Genomic DNA, 18312 nt, shown 5'->3' with positions numbered 1-18312 from the left:
AAAGGTAGAAAAAATGCCTTTCAACGATTAAATTAATCGGTACATCCATACAATTCCCCCTGTTTCACAACAGATAACCCCTGCCCTACAACAATAAATTCCTCAGGGCCCGCCTAAGAAGCATCTTTGTTAGTAGATGTTGAAATCCCCCCGGGTTGCCCGCCTCAAAACAACCATAATCAGAGGGCTCCGGGAAACGACTTCAGCCATCGACAGGGCAAAAAGCAAGTTACCAATCTCAAAAAAAAGAGACCATGAGCAAAAAACTACTTCTTACAGCAGCCCTGCTCTGTGCCTTCGTTGGCCATTATTCAGCAAACGGCCAGGTACTGAATGCCCCACAAGCAGCCCCAAACCAGACACCCCCCGCAGGCTCTACCCCATGGAGTGCAGCCTGTGCCTCTCAGAGCTTTAACGATTACTGGGCCCGGTTTACCTGGGGCCCACCCCTTGTGAATTCAGACAACGAATTCATCCTCGAACTCTCCGACGCCAATGGCAGCTTTAGTTCTCCCACGGAATTGGCCAGGGATGCTTCGAAGAATACCACATTTGATTTTCATTTCCAGTTCTCTTTACCCCAGGATACCAGAGGTGAGGGCTACCGCCTGCGCGTGCGAAGCACAAGCCCGGCGGCTACCAGCCCCGCCTCTGTTTCGTATCCGATGTATTATCTGGATGTGAATAGCGCCCTTACCATCCGCCAGCAGGGCCAGGCCGACTTTGGCAATGGTACCGCACAGGTGTGTGATGGGAATGCGATAACACTGGAAGTATACAACCTTCCCAACGCAAATACCTATCAGTATAACTGGTATCGCAGCGGTACGCCACTCTCGGAAAAAGGGCCCGTCCTTACAGCTTCACAGGGAGGGATGTACAATGTGGAAATTGATTATGGGGCGTGTTCCGGATCGGGAAACACCCTTTCCAACCTTATAGACATCACAACGGGAAGCAGCCTGGGCATCGCAATCAACCCTCCTGCACAAACCACCCTGTGTTCGGGGGAAACCCAATTGCTGGAAGCCAACATTATCAACCAGGGACTTACCTATACATGGTTCAGGGATGGAGTGGCCATAACCAGTCCTGCCGTGGATGCGTCAGGTTACCTGGTCGATGCCGCAGTAGCTGGTTTCGAGGGGGGCTACCAGGTAGAAGTTTTTGGTCCCGGGGCCTGCGTGGAGCGTTCCGCCCCGATCACCATTTCCAATGCAGGCAATTTTACAGTAACCCGGGAGAACCCCGGAAACGTAGTGGTCCTCCCGGGACAGACCCAAAACCTGGTCGTTTCGACCGATGCCTCAGGGGCTACGTTCCAGTGGTATCGCGACGGCAGCCCTGTTTCGGGGGCAACTTCTCCCTCGCTCGCCGTATCGGATAGTGACACCGGCACTTATTTTGCCCGCGTATCCCTTACCGGCGGGTCGTGCGCCTCCACCTCCATCGATTCCGAACTTACTACGGTAGTGGCTCCGGCCTCCCTGGAGATCGCAATTGCCTATGGGGCCGGATACGTTTCCTGTACAAGCAGCAACACAGTCCTTCAGGTAGGAGCCATCCGCGCAGTAGACAACGGGGGCAACACGACTGACGTTACCGCAGACCTGCTTGCCAGCATGACTTTCCAATGGTTCCTGGACGGCGCCCCGATCAGTGGAGCCACCTCACAAAGCATCAGCCTTGCCGGGGATTCAGAAAACGGAACTTACCATGTGGAGGGCCGCATCTCAACGTACGACCCCTCCTCGAACACCCTGCCCGTGCAGCTCCGGCCAAATGAAACCCTGAGCATTACCAGTACTGACCTTACGGTATGCGGGCCATCACAGCCCATCACCCTCAGCACTTCCAGGGACCTCACCGGGGAGTCTTACGCCTGGTACCGCGACGGTGTCGCCCTGAGCCAGGTCGCTGCCTCCGTCGAGGTAAGCACCCCAGGCACATACCAACTGGTATTACAGCGCGCCGGATGTCCTGTGGCCTCCAATGAAATCACCCTGAGCGCCCTGGATGAAAACCTGATTACCCTTGACGCGGGTAGCGATCTGCGCATTCCCGAAGGGACCAGCCGCACCATTAATGCCTCCGGGGCCGACAGCTATCGCTGGTTCGATGCCAACAACATGGAAATCTCGAGCCTTTCCTCCGTTACCCTTAGCCAGGAAGGGACATACCTGCTGCTGGCGGATCTGGGGGGCTGTGAAATCAGCCGGGTCATCACCGTAAGCTATCTGGACACCTTCCGGGTACCCAACGTAATCTCCCCGAATGGGGATGGCATCAACGACCAGTGGGTGCTCCCGAACACCTATTCCGGCAAGCCGGAGGTTATAGTGACCATTTATAACGACAAGGGCGAAGAGGTGTTGAACGTAAACAATTACCAGAACAACTGGCCCTCCTCGGCTGCCGGGTTCCCCAGGCAGAACATGGTGTTCTACTACAAGATCCGTAATGCCGAACAAACGTTAAAACAAGGTACGATTACCGTCATACGCTAGTTTAAAGATGAAACACAAGTTGTTGTTTTTATTGGTGTGCTTGTCTTTCCTGCCCCTGTCCCGGGCCCAGGAAGACAACCCTTTTATTGCCTATGAAGTGCCCGCACAGAACTTGCTGAAGTTCAACCGGTTTTTGATCAACCCCACCTTTTCCACGGTGCGGGAAGACAAATCCTATATCAACCTGCTGCACCGGAACCAGGCCGTAACCTTCGACGACAACAACCAAAGTTATTTCCTCAGCTACAGCGGGCGTATCGGTGACCGTTCGGGGCTGGGCTTAAGCCTGTATACCCAGAGGGAGGGAACCCTTAGCAATTACGGCGTGCTGGCCAATTATGCCTATGGGGTGAAGCTCAGCGACAAGAGCAATTTCACCTTCGGGGCCAACCTTTCCTATTACAATAGTGGATTTGATGAAAGCCGGGCAAACCCTGTAGAAGACGACCCCTTTCTGAGCGGTTTCCAGGACAGTTCCCTGCTCACGTTCCAGCCCGGATTCAATATTTCATACGGCCCGTTCGATTTCGGCGTTTATGCGGAAAACCTGATCGATTACAACCTTAAAACCAGTGAGGCGATTACCAGTTTCAAAGAGAAGACCTTTTCGAGTCACTTTCAATATACCCATCAGTTTGAAAATCAGTCCGGGATCTTTGAACAAGGCCGGCTGATGCCCCTGGCGCGGGTGCGCAAGGTAGGGGAGGAAGACCTCGTACTGGGGGGAAGCCTCATCCTGGACCTTCCCAAAATCGGATGGGTACAGGGGGGATACGACAGCTTTTACGGCGCCTCCGCGGGGGTCGGGTTTAACCTTAATCGCAGGCTCTCCATTGGCTATACCATGGAAAAAGGCCTCACCAGCACCTTTGACAACTTCGGGGTTACCCATGAAATTTCCTTTGCATACTCCTTTACCCCGAACCTCACGGAAGACCGGGTAATGCTTGAGGACGGATATGAAGACCGCCTGGCCAGCGCCGAAGGGGAAGCCCTTGAAACAACCCCGACCGACAAGGATGTTGAAATCGCAGAGCTCAAACGGCGCCTTGCGGAAAACGACGCCATCCTCGCCGAATTGATGTTCCGCCAGGATTCCCTGGAACGCACCCGGGAATCGGAACTGGAAAAACGTTTTGAAATGGTTATGCGCATGGTGCGCCAGGAAACCGGGGGTAACCTTCCCCAAATGGAGGAAAAAGCCCGACAGGTATATTTTCTGAACAACCAGAAAACCGGGTTGGCCGATGCCGGGGATACCTCCCGCACCCAGGCCCACGAACAACAACCTGAGGCAGGGGAAACCCTTTTCCCTTCCCAGCCGCGCAATGCCGCCCTGGCTGAACGCGTAGTCGATGAGCCGAAACCGGCCGAAACCGCCAAAGATATAACAAGGGCGCCGGCCAGGGCCCTGGCTACAACAGCCGAGGCGCCTTCACCGGTAAAACAGCGGAAATTCAAGGACCTGGAAGGTGTGGCTGATGGCTATTACCTGGTTGCCAATGTATACAAAGGCACGCATTACATGAGCCGCTTTATGGAAGACCTGAAAGCCTCGGGCATTACCGCGGAACATATCGAAAACCCGAGCAACGGGTTGAAATACGTGTACCTGAATCGTTTTGAAACCTGGAAAGAGGCGGAAGCTGCTGCCCGTTCCGGGATGGACGGCGCCTATGGAGGTGCCCTCTGGGTCATGAATGTGGAAAACCGGTATACCAACGAGGCCTACGCGGCCAATTCCGAAAAAGTCAGCAAAAAAGCCGCCGGGGTTGAAAACGACGTCCTGCGTCAAAACGTGATCGTCCGCGATCGCCTGGCCCAGGGGGAAAAAGGTGATGCTGAGGCCTTGTCCGCCGGCGATGGAACCAAGTATTTCCTGATCGCCAACGTTTTCTCCAGCCCAAAAAATGCCAATCGGTTTGTGCAGTACCTGAACTCGCTGGGTCTTAGCGCCAGTTACTTCATCAACCCCGAAAACAACTACCGTTACGTTTACCTGAAGCGCCACGATAACTGGAACAGCGCCCTGATCTCCTATTACTCCGGGCTCAACAACAGTTATACCGATAAAATGTGGATCATGCGCGTAACCCCTAACCAACTAACCTAACCTCGATGAGACCAGTTTTACGCACGCTCTCTTCAAAACTACTTTTACTCTTTTCCCTGGGATTCTGGGGTTTCTTCCATGGGTTTGCCCAGGAAGCAGTACCCTTTACTCCCCGGTTGGCGGGGGGGAACATAGAAGTCCGGGGCGATATCCTTTTTGTGGGGAACAACATCCTCAACAGGGCAAGCGAAACCAACCCCGCCCAGGCAAACACCCCCTATAACGGGACCGCGAACAACAACTCGTTGTGGATGGAATACATCGACATCGACGGGGACCCAACCACCTTCAGCTCCAGCAGTGCACAACTGAGCGTACCCGATGTAGACTGCTCCCTGGTGCGCTATGCCGGGTTATACTGGGCCTCAACCTACCCCAACGACCGAAGCACAAACGCATCTGCCCAATTTGACGGTACGCCCCGAATAGAAGACTGGAACCAGGTAAAGTTCAGGATGCCCGGGGGCGCCTATATTGATCTGGTTGCTGACGCCAACCCCGACCCGCCAGGGGAAGAAGACGACATTATCTTTGACGGGTACGACCCCGTAAACATCAACAACTCCTTTAAGGATTCCCCCATTATCTGCTATAAGGATGTCACCTCCCTGGTACAATCCCTTCCCAATCCGAACGGCGAATACACCGTGGCCAACATCCGGGCCACCCGGGGCCGGAGAAACGGGTCGAGTTCTGCCGGCTGGATACTCGTGGTCATCTATGAAAACCCCAACGAACCCGGGAAGTTCATTTCGACTTTCGACGGGTATGCCGGGGTACAGGGAAGCGTCCCTGCCGTTAACGTGAATGTATCCGGGTTCAGGACCCTGCCCCCGGGTTTTCCCGTACGCGCCCGCATTGGGGTGGCGGCCCTGGAAGGGGACCGGGGAATCAGCAATGACCGCTTCCGGATTCGCGCCAATTCCGTAGGCGGTTTCACTAACCTCACTACCGGGCTGAACCCGGCGAACAATTTCTTTAACTCCACAATCAGTAACAATGGGGCCCAGGTACCAACCAGGACCCCCTATGGAACCAACACCCTGGGTCTGGACCTGGATATTTTTGAGCTGAACAACCCGTTTAATTCTGTACTGCCGAACGATGAAACCGGGGCAACCCTGCAGTTCACCTCCTCCGGGGACGGGTACGGGGCCTTTCTTTCGACCTTCTCCGTAGAAATCATCGAACCGGAAATCGTCCTGGAAAAAACCGTGGAAGATATCGGGGGGAACGACATAACCGGGCAGGGGGTAAACCTCGGCCAGATCCTGGATTATGTGCTTTCCTTTCAAAACGTCGGCAATGACGATGCCATCAATTACACCATCCGGGACGTCCTCCCGCTCAACACCACCCTCAATGAGGCTGCGCTGGTGCTACCCCCGGGAGTCACCTATACCTACAATGCCGCCACTCGTGAAGTGGTTTTCAGCATTCCCGACAACCTGGTGCAGGAAGGGGATCCTGTCGCCCGTATCCGCATGCGCGTGCAGGTTGCGGAGAACTGCTTTGACTTTATCAATGCCTGTACCGATGTAATTGAAAACCTGGCGTATTCCACCTATCAGGGCTCATTGAACAGCGCCCAGATCACGGATGACCCCAGCGTATCCGATTTTGACAATTGCGGCTTTGTAACCCCGGGAGCCACCAACTTCCTGCTCGATGACCTCGAAAACTGCGACTTCAGCCGTACCGTGGAACTCTGCGGGAACAGTGTGGTCCTGGATGCGGGGGACAATTTTGACGAGTACCTCTGGTATTTTGACAACAATGGAAACGGACAGATCGACGCAGGGGACACCCCCCTCAGCGACGGGGACCCCGACGGCGATCCAAGCACCCTCCAGGTGACCGAAGCCGGCTCCTACATCGTCGATAAGATCGTCGCCGACCCATGCAAGGGCTTCCAGGAATTTATTACCGTGGTCTTGCCCGGGGTGACCCAGACCAACCCTATTGCAACCCTAATCAACGACACCTCCAATACCGTGGAGGGAGAGATCGTGGTCTGCCCCAATGACGGGGAACCGCTGCCGAAGATCTTCCTCTGCGGCGCCAACGATACGGAACTTATCGAAATCAACATCCCCGATGCTACCAGCATTGTTTGGGAACGTTTGGACGAGGCCAGCTGCCTGGACGCAGGGGAAGACTGTGCCAACAAGAATTCCGCCTGTGGCTGGAACACCGTAGACACCGGAAACGACTTCCTGGCCTCGGATGCCGGGGAATACCGGGTGGTGATCAATTACCAGAATGGCTGCTTTACGCGATTCTATTTCAACATCTTTAAGAACCCGCTCGACCCCCAGTTCAATGTTACGGACATTATTTGTGCGACCCCGGGGAACATCACGGTTACCAACATGCCGGCAGACTATGAATACCAACTGTTGGATGCAACCAACGGCAACATCCTGGTGCCTTATGCTGCCGGAAACGGCCCCAGCTTTGACATTGCAAACAACGGGGCGTACTCGGTGGAAATGCGCCAGCAGGGTGTGGTCGGTGGATGCGTTTTCCGCCTCGAAAACATCGGGGTGCTGCGCCGGAACTTCCAGGTAGACCTGACCTCCCGGGCAGCGGACTGCAGCGGGCTGGGGTCTATCAGCATTTCCGTACTCGACGTAAACCCGCAATACTATTATGAGATCTCCCAGGGAGGAAATTCGATAGACACCTTCGGGCCTTCCACAGACAACAACTATACCTTTGACAACCTGGCCCCGGGCACCTATGACGTGGCGGTAAACACCGATGACGGCTGCGCGTACACAGAACAGGTCATTATTGAAGACCTTTCTGACCTGCAACTGACCGCACGTGTTTCACAGAACATTACCTGCCGGGAAGGGAACATCCTGATGGAATCCACGGGGGGACGCACGCCCCACACCTATGCCATCTGGGAATTTGTGGACGAAGGGGGGGTCACTCAAATCTCCTATCCCGACCCGGCCTCTATCCCGGCCTCTGAGTTCCAGACCAGTGTGATTTTTGATGTCTGGGACCCCGGGACCTATACTTTCGTGGTGGTCGACCGCAACAACTGCTTCGACATTTCAAACCCGGTGACGATTTACTTTGAGCCGCCGGTGGAATACGACCCCACGACCGTGGTGGACGAACAGTGTTTCGGGGATTCCAGTGGCAGCATTACCTTTAATGTGATCGACCGGAACGGATACCAGCTCACCTTTTTCCTCATCGACGAAAACGGCGTGCAAATCGCTTCCAACACTTCCGGATCATTCCCGGGATTGCCTCAAGGCGATTACATGGTGCGCCTCGATTTCCGCAAGGGAAGCGCTTCCTGCGAGTTTTTCGAAAACTACACCATCTCCGGGCCTACCAATACCCTGGCGGCAGATGCCGCCCTGGTACAGGACTACACCTGCCTGCAGGACGGCAGCATCCAGGCACAGAATGTGAGCGGGGGTACGGCCCCTTATGAATACAGCATTGACGGGATAAACTTTGTCAGCGGAGCAGGGGCGGAAACCTTTACCGGCCTGGCCGACGGGACCTATTCCATAACCGTCCGGGACGCCAACGGGTGCACCACGGTGGCGAACCCCATTACCATAGATCCGCTAAGTTTGCCGAGCGACCTCTCCTTCACCGCAACACAACCGCAATGCCCGGCCCTGACTTCCGATGTTTCGGTATCCGTTGCCGACGGAACTGCGCCCTTTGTGTTTGAGGTTATTGCCCCGGCAGCGATTGCTGCCAGTTCAACCACCGGAAATACAGCCTCCTTCACCGGACTGGCCGCGGACACCTATACCTTCCGCGTAACCGATGCCAATGGCTGTACCTATGAAGAAAACTTTACCATCGCCCCGGTGGTCCCAATTGGTGTTTCGGGCCTGCAAATCTCCCCGGTCAGTTGTTTGGGAGGTGCCGACGGGGCCGTGCAGTTCAGTGTTTCCGGATTTGCTTCTTCTTACGATTATGCCGTGACCGGACCGGCCGCATTTTCAGGCACGGCACAAACTGCCAATGCGATTGACCTGACGGGCCTTGCTGCGGGAACCTACGATATCATCGTCACCGATTCCGATACCGGCTGTACCGATACGGCTTCAGTGACCGTAGAGGAACCATCCACTACCCTGGCCCTTAACCTGGTAGCTACCCAGCCAACCTGTACGGCAGATGGCAGCATTGCCCTGACAGCCTCGGGAGGGTGGGGCAGTTTCACCTATACCCTGACCCTGCCCGACACCAGTACGTTGTCGAACACCAGCGGGGTGTTTACCGGGCTTGCCCAGGTCGGCACGTATACGGCAGAAGTGAGCGACGCCAATGGGTGTGTGGCCTTCGCAAACACCGTCCTCGACGCGGCAATACCCCCTGTACTGGGGCTTACGGCCAACGACCTGTGCTATGATGATGCCACAGGCCTTACCCTTACCGCCACCATCCTTTCGGGCGGGGACGGAAATTACCTGTATCGCCTCAACGGAGGTGCTTACGGAGCATCCAACGTCTTCAGCGGACTGGGCCCGGGCACCTACACCGTCGAGGTTATCGATGGCAAAAACTGTACGGCCAGCGCGAACATCACTGTTGATCCGGAACTGGCCCTGAGCGCTTCCGCCGATCCGATTACGGCCTGTGCCACGGATACGGACGTCTTCATCTCTGCTTCCGGGGGCGACGGGAATTTTGTATACGCCGTTGTTGGGGATGGGGTCACGCCGGTTGCCGGGGACTTCGGTGCCTCTAACACCATCCCCGTAAGCGGTGCCGGAGACTACGACGTTTATGTGCGCGACAATGCCGGGGGAGCCGATTACTGCGAAGCCATGGTGGACCTCACCATCACCCAGGATCCGCCCCTGGCCATCACCCCTACGCCCACAGACATCCTTTGTTTCGGCGACAATACAGGGGCAATTGCCATCGCCGCCTCCGGGGGGAATGCCCCGTATCGCTACAGCATCGATGATGGCGCCACCTATCAGACGGGAAGCAACTTCGTGAACCTGCCGGCCGGCACTTATGCCATCAGGGTACAGGACGCCGAAGGGTGTGAGGCAACCGACGTGGTAACTCTGTCGGAGCCCGCTCCCCTGGTGGCCGAAGCCGCAATAACCCAACCGTATACCTGCCTGCAGCCCGGTGAAATCACCGTGGGCGGGGTAACCCCCACAAGCGGGGGGTCGGGGTCGTATCAATACCGCCTCAACGGCGGTGCATGGAGTGCGCCCACCCCGGGGGGCATCGTATATTCCGGCCTGTCCGACGGAACCTTTACTGTTGAGGTGAGGGATGCCAACGCTGTGGGTTGCGTCCTGTCGCTTCCTGCCCTGATTCTCGACCCGTTGCCGGCAGAACCTTCCCTGGGCACCACTGTTGCGTACAGCTGCGACGGTACCGGGGAGATTACCGTGCTGCCGTCCGATCCAACCTATACCTATTCCCTCGACGGGGGCGCTTTCCAGGCTTCCAACGTGTTTGCGGGCGTTACCCCGGGGAACCATACCATCACCGTGAATTACGGCAGCGACTGTACCACAGAAACCGCTGTGGTGGTTGAGTCCGGCCTGGCTTTTGGGGCGGCTCTACTCAACCAGACGGGCCTCCTCTGCGCCGGCGACAATAGCGGGCAGATCACTTTTGAAGTGGAAAACTTCAATGCGGTCAATGGCTTTGAATACCAGGTAAACGGCGGGGGCTATTCCGCCCCCCAGACCAGCAGTCCAGTCACCCTTACGGGCCTGGCGGCGGGTCCGTATACCATTGAGATACGGGATGCCCTTGATCCCGGCTGCGCCATTACCCTGAACGCGACCCTGGCCGAGCCCGCTCCGGTGGTTGCATCGGCCGGCATTACCGAAGAAATTACGTGCTCGAATGCCGGGGCGACCATTACGGCCTCTGCTACCGGGGGGACCCCTGCCTATCAATACCAGCTGGAAGACGGCCTTGGCGCCGTGATTACTGCCTACCAGGCCAGCAATGTCTTCACTTCCATTCCCGCAGGAGACTACCTTGTGCGCGTACGGGACATCAACGGATGCGAAGATCCCATCGATGTGGTGATCACTATCGCACCCCCCCAGGCCCTCGCCTTCACTGCCACGCCCACGGCTTGTTATAGTGGAAATAATGACGGGGAAATTGCCGTGAATGTAACCGATGGCAATGGCCTGTACCTCTTCAATATCAACGGAGGGCCCTGGATGACCCCCAGCCCGGCCTCTTCCACCACCTACACCTTCGGCAACCTGGCGGCAGGCACCTACGACATCAATGTTAGGGACGCCTATGGCTGTGTGGGCACCCCGATTGCGGTGACCATAAACCCCCAATTGCTGGCCGCTGCGGTGCTGACCGCAGACCTGAGCTGTATCGCCCCGGCGACCATCGACGTAAATGCTTCCGGCGGCTCCGGCACCTACTCCTATGAGTGGTCCGATACCGGGGGAACCACCTGGAATACGACTGGTTTTACCGGGAATACGTTTACCACAAATACCGCTGCCACCTATATCTTCCGCGTAACGGATACCACTACCCCCACCGCCTGTATCGCGGTAACCGGCCCGGTAACGGTGACCCCGGCGGATACCCCGGTAATCAGTGCGGTAACGCCCACAGACATCCTGTGTAACGGGGCCTTGACCGGAACCCTGGATGTGGTGATCGATACCTCCATAGGCCTGGGGCCTTACACCATTGAGGTGTTTGAAACCAACACCAGCACCTCCTACGGCGTCCAGACCACGGGTCTGCCTGCCGGGGACTATGAGGTCACCATTACCGACAGCAAGGGCTGCGCCTCGCTGCCCTTCCCGGTGAGCATTGCCCAGCCGGATGCCCTTTCCTACGACATCAACCTGGTGCCGATTACCTGCGACGCCACTTCCGGGACCACCCCGGGTTCCATTACCGTGGAGAACCTGACCGGGGGCACCGGGGAATACACGTATTACCTGACCGGAAACAATGGCTATTCCGCCAGCTATCCCACGACCGCCGGAGGGGAAGATTACACCTTCTCGATCCTTGAATTCGGGATCTATGAAGTGGATGTGGTGGATGCCAATGGTTGTTCCGTGCTCACCACCAACATCATTGCCTCGCCCCCGGACGACCTGGATATCGACGTGTCTACCCTTACCGCCGATTGTACCACGGGCGGAACGGCCATCGTAACCGTATCCTCGGTGGTGGGAAGCGGGAATTATGAATTTGCCATCCTCGAAACCTACTCAACCCCGTATTCCTCAACCTACCAGGCCCCTGACGTGCCCGGGGGGGATACGGCCACCTTTACCGGGTTGGTACCGGGCATCACCTACACGTTTGTAGTGCATGACCTGGTGACCCTTTGTTACTATTTCGAGACGGCCAGTGCACCCATCAACAGCCCTTCCGGCATGGTGGCGAGCGCCATGGCGCCCAGGGACATTTCCTGTACGGGCGCTGCGGACGGCAGCATCTCTTTCGACCTCGACGGGTTCGACCCCGGGGCCACCGCGGTAACCTGGGAGATCTATAACTTCCAGTCCAATGCCCCCCTGACCCCAGTCATCTCAGGTAGCCAGCCGGTGAACCCCCCGGCAGGACCTATTACCCTGAGCAACCTCGGGCCCCTTGACCAGGGCGTGTACTATGTGCTGCTGACCGAAGTGGGCGGCGCCTTTAACGGATGTTCCGTAGCCACCCCGGAATTTACCATTTCGCAGTCGACCAACCTGCTGCAGGTTACCGCCGACTCGCCTGAAAACGATACCTGTAACCCCAACGACGGGGTGATTACCGCCACCGCCCAGTTCGGGACGGCGCCCTATGAATTCCAGTACCTGCCGGCCACCGACCCGGCACCAACAGCCGCAGACCCGGGATGGACCAGCAGCACTTTTGCCAATGTGGAGGCCGGGGATTATATCGTGTACGTGAAGGACGCCAACGACTGCATCCAGTCCGACGCCGTTACCGTGGCCCTGGATCCCCAGCCGGAAATCGCCCTTTCCGTGGTGGATGAATGCGTTGCCGAAGGGACTTTTGAGGTCCTTGTTACCCTGACCTCCCCGGGCATTGCACCCTATCAGATCAGCGTTAACGGAAGTGCCTGGCAGGCTGTGGCCTTCAATGCCTCCAACCAGTTTACCGTGACCGGGCTTAGTTCCGGCCCGGGGCAGAGCATTGCCGTGCGGGACGTGAACGGCTGCGGGGAAACGGATTTCTTTGACATCCAGCCCCCCCTGCAATTCAATGCCAGCCTTACCACCCTGCTCGATTGCGAGCCTGCGCCCAACAACAACGCCCAGATCACCATCGCGGTAACCTCCGGTTCCGGCTCCTACGACTACGAAATCAGCGGCCCGGTGAGCCAGGTGCGGACCGCCCTGCCCGGAAGCCCCTATGTATGGGACCTCGCCAGTGCCCCGGGTACCTACACCATTACCGTGTACGATACCGGCACTTCAGTTCCCAACTGCCTCGGCACAGTGGATGTGGAGGTGCCCCCCGCGGTATTGCCGCAATTCACGGAAATCCATCAGGATGTGACCTGTAACGGGGATTCCGATGGCTTTATCAGGCTGTTCCAGACCGATACCGGCATCAATCCCCTGACCTTTGCGATCAGCCCGGCAGCCGGCTCCTTCAATGCCGCCACCAACACCTTTGAAGGGCTGCCCGCGGGCACATACGATATCACAGCCACCGGCACCAACGGCTGTACGGAAGTAATCACAGGGATCACCATAGGCGAACCGGACCCTGTTGCGGTACCCGTCCCCGTGGTCACCCCTTTCGCATGCCCCGCCGGCAATAACCCGGGGAACGCGACCATCCTGGTGGATGCCTCCGGCATTACCGGTGGAAGCGGCACCTATGCGGTGTACGAGTTCATCAACGACCAGGGAACCCCCAGCACGGCCGATGATGTGGTGGTGCAAAGCGGCAACAACCCGCTGTACGCCGAGACCAACCTGGCCGGGGGCAGCTATACCATCAACGTATACGACAGCAATGGCTGCGTGGGAAGCACCACGGCGATTATTCCTGCCTTTGACGAACTGCAGGGCCTTACCGCGGCCATCACCAACCCCCTGAGCTGCGTTCCGGGGGCCGATGGCGAGATCAGCCTGACGGCAACTACCGCCAGTGGGAATGCCGCCCTGCTCGAATACAGCATCGATAACGGGGCAACCTGGCAGGCTTCCAACACCTTCGGGGGGCTTTCCGCAGGCACCTACATCTTCCTGGTGCGGCATACCGACACCGGGTGTGTACTGAGCGTCGTGGAGACCCTGACGGACCCCAACACGTTCGACATTGCCGTGGATATCGTTTCAGATGTCACCTGCTTTGGCACCCAATCCGGGGCCGTTACCTTTGAGCTCCTGGATGCCACCTATGCCGGAGGCTTTGACTGGACGATTTACGACACCAACGGGACCCCGGGCAATACGGCAGATGATGTGGTCGTGGATTTCGGAAACAGCCCCACCAACGGGCCTACGGCTCCGATTGCACTTTTCGCCGGGGAATACCGGGTGGAAATGACCCAGACCGCTGCGCCCCAATGTACGCAGACGGAACTGTTCAATATTGCAGGCCCTCCTGCAGCCCTGAGCGCCGCCGTACTGGTGGATCCGATTACGTGTGTGGGCATGGATGGCCGTATTGAAATCTACAACGTCCTGGGCGGCTGGGGCGGCTATACTTACTACGTCGGCACTTCAGCCCCCGCAGGGCCCGGGGATTATATCGCTTCCCCCGTGTTCGACAACCTTGGGGCCGGCACCTACCAGGCCTGGGTGATCGACGCCCGGGGATGTGCGGAACTGATCCAGGACAATATCGTACTGGCAGACCCTGCACCCATTACGGCTTCCCTCCAGGTAAACCAGGAGAACTGTACGGCCTTCCAGGGAGAAATCGAAGTGGTTGGGGTCCTCGGCGGTCAGGGCGGCAACTACACCTACCAGCTGATCCGCAATGGGGCAGATTTCGGTGCGCCCCAGGGCAGCCCCGTATTCAGCGGGCTTGGAGAAGGTTCCTATGAAGTCCGCGTTAACGACCAGTGGGGTTGCAGCACCGTAGTGGGCCCCGAAGTGTTATATGATGTACTGGCCCTGGTGGGTACCGTGGTAAAACCCCTGGATTGTACGACAACCCCTGAGGGCGAGATTACCATTGCGGCCCAGGGAGGTTCCGGGAACTTCGATTACACGGTAACCTTTCCTGACGGCATCACCACGGCAAGCAATACCACCGGGGTGTTTACCGGGCTGGATCAGGCCGGCACCTATGTCTTTGTGGTAAGCGACCTGGATACCACCCCCAACTGTACGGAAACCGTAAATGTGGCCCTTGTGGCCCCGACCCCGGTTACCCTCGCCCCGGCTACGGTTACCGATGTAACGTGTAATGGCGGCAGCGATGGCAGCATCCGGGTGAACCTGCAGCCTTCAGGGGCAGGCGTCAATGACAACCCGCCTTATACCTATGTGCTATACCAGGGGGGGATCCCGATCGCCGGGCCTCAGTCAGACCCCCTGTTCAGCGGATTATCCGCGGGCAACTACGTGGTAGAGGCTATTTCCGGCCTGTCCTGCGTGGCCCAGCAGAATGTCACCATCGATGAGCCGCCTGTGCTTACCTTGTCGGCCAGCGCCACAGCCTTTGCCTGTGCCCCCGACAACTCGGTGAACACCGCAACCGTCACCGCTATTGCCGGAGGCGGTACGGCCCCCTACCTCTACAGTATAGACGGGGTGAATTACCAGTCGGCAAACACCTTCGGGGTGGCAGACACCGGCAGCACCCAGAACCTCAGTGTGTCGGTGCGCGACGCCAACGGGTGTGTGGAAATCGTGCCTGTAGTCCTGGAGCCCCTGAATGCCTTTACAGCCGGTGTCGCCCAAAATGTGGCCATCACCTGCCTTAACCCTGAAGAAGTGCTGGTTACGGTAACCGATGACGGCAACCCTGCCAACACCTATACCTTTGAACTATTGCCATTGGGCAACCCTAACGGTATCCTGACCGGGACGCCCTCAAACACTTCAGCCACCTTTGAATTGTCGGCCCCGGGAAGCTATACCTTCCGTGTGACTGACAATGCCACAGGTTGCTATGTGCTTACGGCGCCCTACAACATTGCGCCTTACGACCTGATCGATGTGACTGCAAGCCCGGTAAGCCCCGTGGTTTGTTTCGGGGATGCCAATGGAGAAGCCTCTGTGGAGGTCAGTGGATATACCGGAAACTACACTTACGAGGTGTTTACCAGCGCAGCGGTTTCCACTGGGATTACTGGAAGCGGTTCCACCGCCACCAACCCCATTCTGGTAACCGGGCTCAGTGGAGGAAATTACTTTATCCGCGTAACGCAATCCGACGCCCCGTTCTGTGCAGAAGATTCCAATGTGTTTACCATTGCCTCTCCTGACATGGCCCTTACCGCTTCGGTTTCCGAAGTTGCCGGGGTAACCTGTACCAACGACCAGGGGGAAATCGAAGTGCGCCCGGAAGGCGGATATGCCCCATATGATGTGGTACTGGTGAATACCACCACCGGTCAGAGCTATACCGCAAGCGGCAGTGGCGGCCTGCTCTTTACCGGCCTTTCTGCAGGGAATTTCACCGTGGCAGTGACAGACGTTGCAGGGTGTGTCTTCAACGATACCATTACCCTTACGGAACCCCTGCCCATTAGCGCAGATATCACGGCAACGCCCACAACCCTTGCCTGTTACGGGGACGAGAATGCGGCGGTATCGGCGATCAACGTCAGCGGGGGGGAAGGATCCTATTCCTACCAGCTCAATGTCTACGATGCCACCGGCACTACGGTGACCTTTACCTCCGGGGCCCAAAGCAACCCCGTGTTTGCAAACCTGGGCGCAGGCACCTACAGCATTACCGTCACCGACGGTTGGAACTGCGGGATGGAAACGCCTCAAGTGGTGATCAGCGAGCCAACGGAAGTGTTCGCCACCCTGGTGCAAACCGCCCAGATGACCTGTGCCGGCAACGGTGAAATCGTCCTGGGTGCGACCGGGGGAACAGGCCCGTATGAATACAGTACCGATGGGGTGAACTACAGCCCGATGTCGGGTGGCAACACCCACACCTTCAGCGTGGCCGACGGCACCTACCAGTATTATGTCCGGGATTCCTTCGGGTGCGAAGGGGACCTTTCCAACCAGGTAAGTATCGAGCCCGTTCCCCCGCTTGCCCTGACCATTGACACCAGTGCGGCAATGATCAACTGCACCGGGGAGGCTACCGCTTCCCTGCGGGCCCTGGCCACCGGCGGACTGGGTAACTACCAGTATGAGTTGTTCGGCGATGCCGCCCTGAGCTCCCTGCTGGCAGGGCCTCAGCAAAGCGGTACCTTTTCCGGCCTCGGGGTGGGAAGCTACTGGATCCGCGTGGTAAGCGACGATTGCGAAGAAGTATCTTCCGAGATAATAATCACCGAACCTGCGCCCCTGCAAATCGACCAGGAAAGCTTTACCAACATCACCTGTGCCGGGGAGTCGGACGGAACGATTACTGTTGCGGTTTCCGGCGGCACAGGGAACATCCTGTACGCCATTAGCCCGAACCTGAACCAGTTCGATACGGTAAATACCTTTACCGACCTGGAGGCCGGGGTATACGATGTAATTGCACAGGACGTAAACGGGTGCTTCCTCACCTTCCAGTTTACCCTGACGGAACCACAACCCCTTGAAGTGTCGGCTACGGCTACCCCTGAGGTATGTGTCGGAAGCGAGGACGGCCTGATCGACCTGGTTATTTCAGGCGGAACCGCTCCTTACCAGACCGCGTTCAATTCCAATGCCGATGCTGACTTCCAACCGGCCCAGGCTTCATTTACCGGACTGGCTTCGGGCACCTACGTCATCTTTGTGAGGGATGCCCAGGGATGTGAGACCAATGTTATTGCAACCATCGAGCCCGGAGTGAACCTGAACGCCGTGGTAACCCCGGTTTACGAATGTACGGGAGACCTCCCGGACAACTATCTGGAGGTGGTGCTGGAAGATCAGGCTATGGCTGACCAGGTCATGTATGCCCTGGATTCGACCGACCCTGCCGACATGCAGCTGGATCCCGATTTCACCAACCTGGCTCCCGGCCCGCACTACCTGGCCATCTCGCACGCCAACGGGTGTGTACTGACCATCGACTTTGAAATACAGGCATTTGAGCCGCTCACCCTTGCATTGGCCCAACAGAACATCAATGAGATCACGGCCATTGCCGGCGGCGGGGTGCCCGAATACACCTTCTATTTCAACGATGACGACAACGGTGCCGACAACACGTATTACATCACGGAAACCGGCACCTATACCGTCCGCGTGGTGGACCAGAATGGTTGTGTGGCCGAGGCCCAGATTTTCATGGAGTTCATAGACATCGAAATCCCGAATTTCTTTACCCCGGATGGCGATGGAAACAACGATTTCTGGATCCCCAGAAACATGGAGGGCTTCCCGGAAATACTAATAAAAATTTATGATCGTTATGGTAGAGTGGTTGCCGAGGAAGCCTATGGAAGCCAGGGTTGGGACGGCACCTACGACGGAAGGGAACTCCCAACCGGAGACTACTGGTACGTAATCAAACTGAACGGGGAACGGGACACCCGGGAATTTGTGGGCCATTTCACCCTGTACCGCTAAGAACTTAACCTAAACTAGC

General features: G+C 57.2%; 3 protein-coding genes. All 3 read left to right on the top strand.

All coding sequences use genetic code 11. The features are described 5' to 3' along the window. Positions 1 to 254: 254 nt before the first annotated feature. From NG653_RS04990 to NG653_RS04980, 3 genes are read left to right on the top strand one after another with little or no spacing between them, the layout of a single operon-like run. Positions 255 to 2507: a T9SS type B sorting domain-containing protein gene (locus NG653_RS04990; RefSeq protein ID WP_252740578.1), complete on the top strand. Its 2253-nt coding sequence runs from the start codon at positions 255 to 257 to the stop codon at positions 2505 to 2507. Between the two features lie 7 nt (positions 2508 to 2514). Beyond that, a complete protein-coding gene (locus NG653_RS04985) occupies positions 2515 to 4620 on the top strand; it encodes a PorP/SprF family type IX secretion system membrane protein (protein ID WP_252740577.1) in 2106 nt (701 codons plus the stop codon). 5 nt (positions 4621 to 4625) lie between these two features. Next, on the top strand, positions 4626 to 18293 hold the full coding sequence (locus NG653_RS04980; RefSeq protein WP_252740576.1) for a T9SS type B sorting domain-containing protein: 13668 nt from the start codon (positions 4626 to 4628) through the stop codon (positions 18291 to 18293). Positions 18294 to 18312: the final 19 nt, after the last annotated feature.

Origin of the sequence: Robiginitalea marina (assembly GCF_024006985.1) — a bacterium.
Taxonomy (GTDB): domain Bacteria; phylum Bacteroidota; class Bacteroidia; order Flavobacteriales; family Flavobacteriaceae; genus Robiginitalea; species Robiginitalea marina.
Note: the sequence above shows the minus strand (reverse complement) of the source record. Positions and strands in the feature narration are given on the sequence as shown.

Coding starts and splice junctions, on each gene's coding strand:
- NG653_RS04990 (WP_252740578.1), top strand. CDS start 255: ATGAGCAAAAAACTACTTCTTACAGCAGCCCTGCTCTGTGCCTTCGTT.
- NG653_RS04985 (WP_252740577.1), top strand. CDS start 2,515: ATGAAACACAAGTTGTTGTTTTTATTGGTGTGCTTGTCTTTCCTGCCC.
- NG653_RS04980 (WP_252740576.1), top strand. CDS start 4,626: ATGAGACCAGTTTTACGCACGCTCTCTTCAAAACTACTTTTACTCTTT.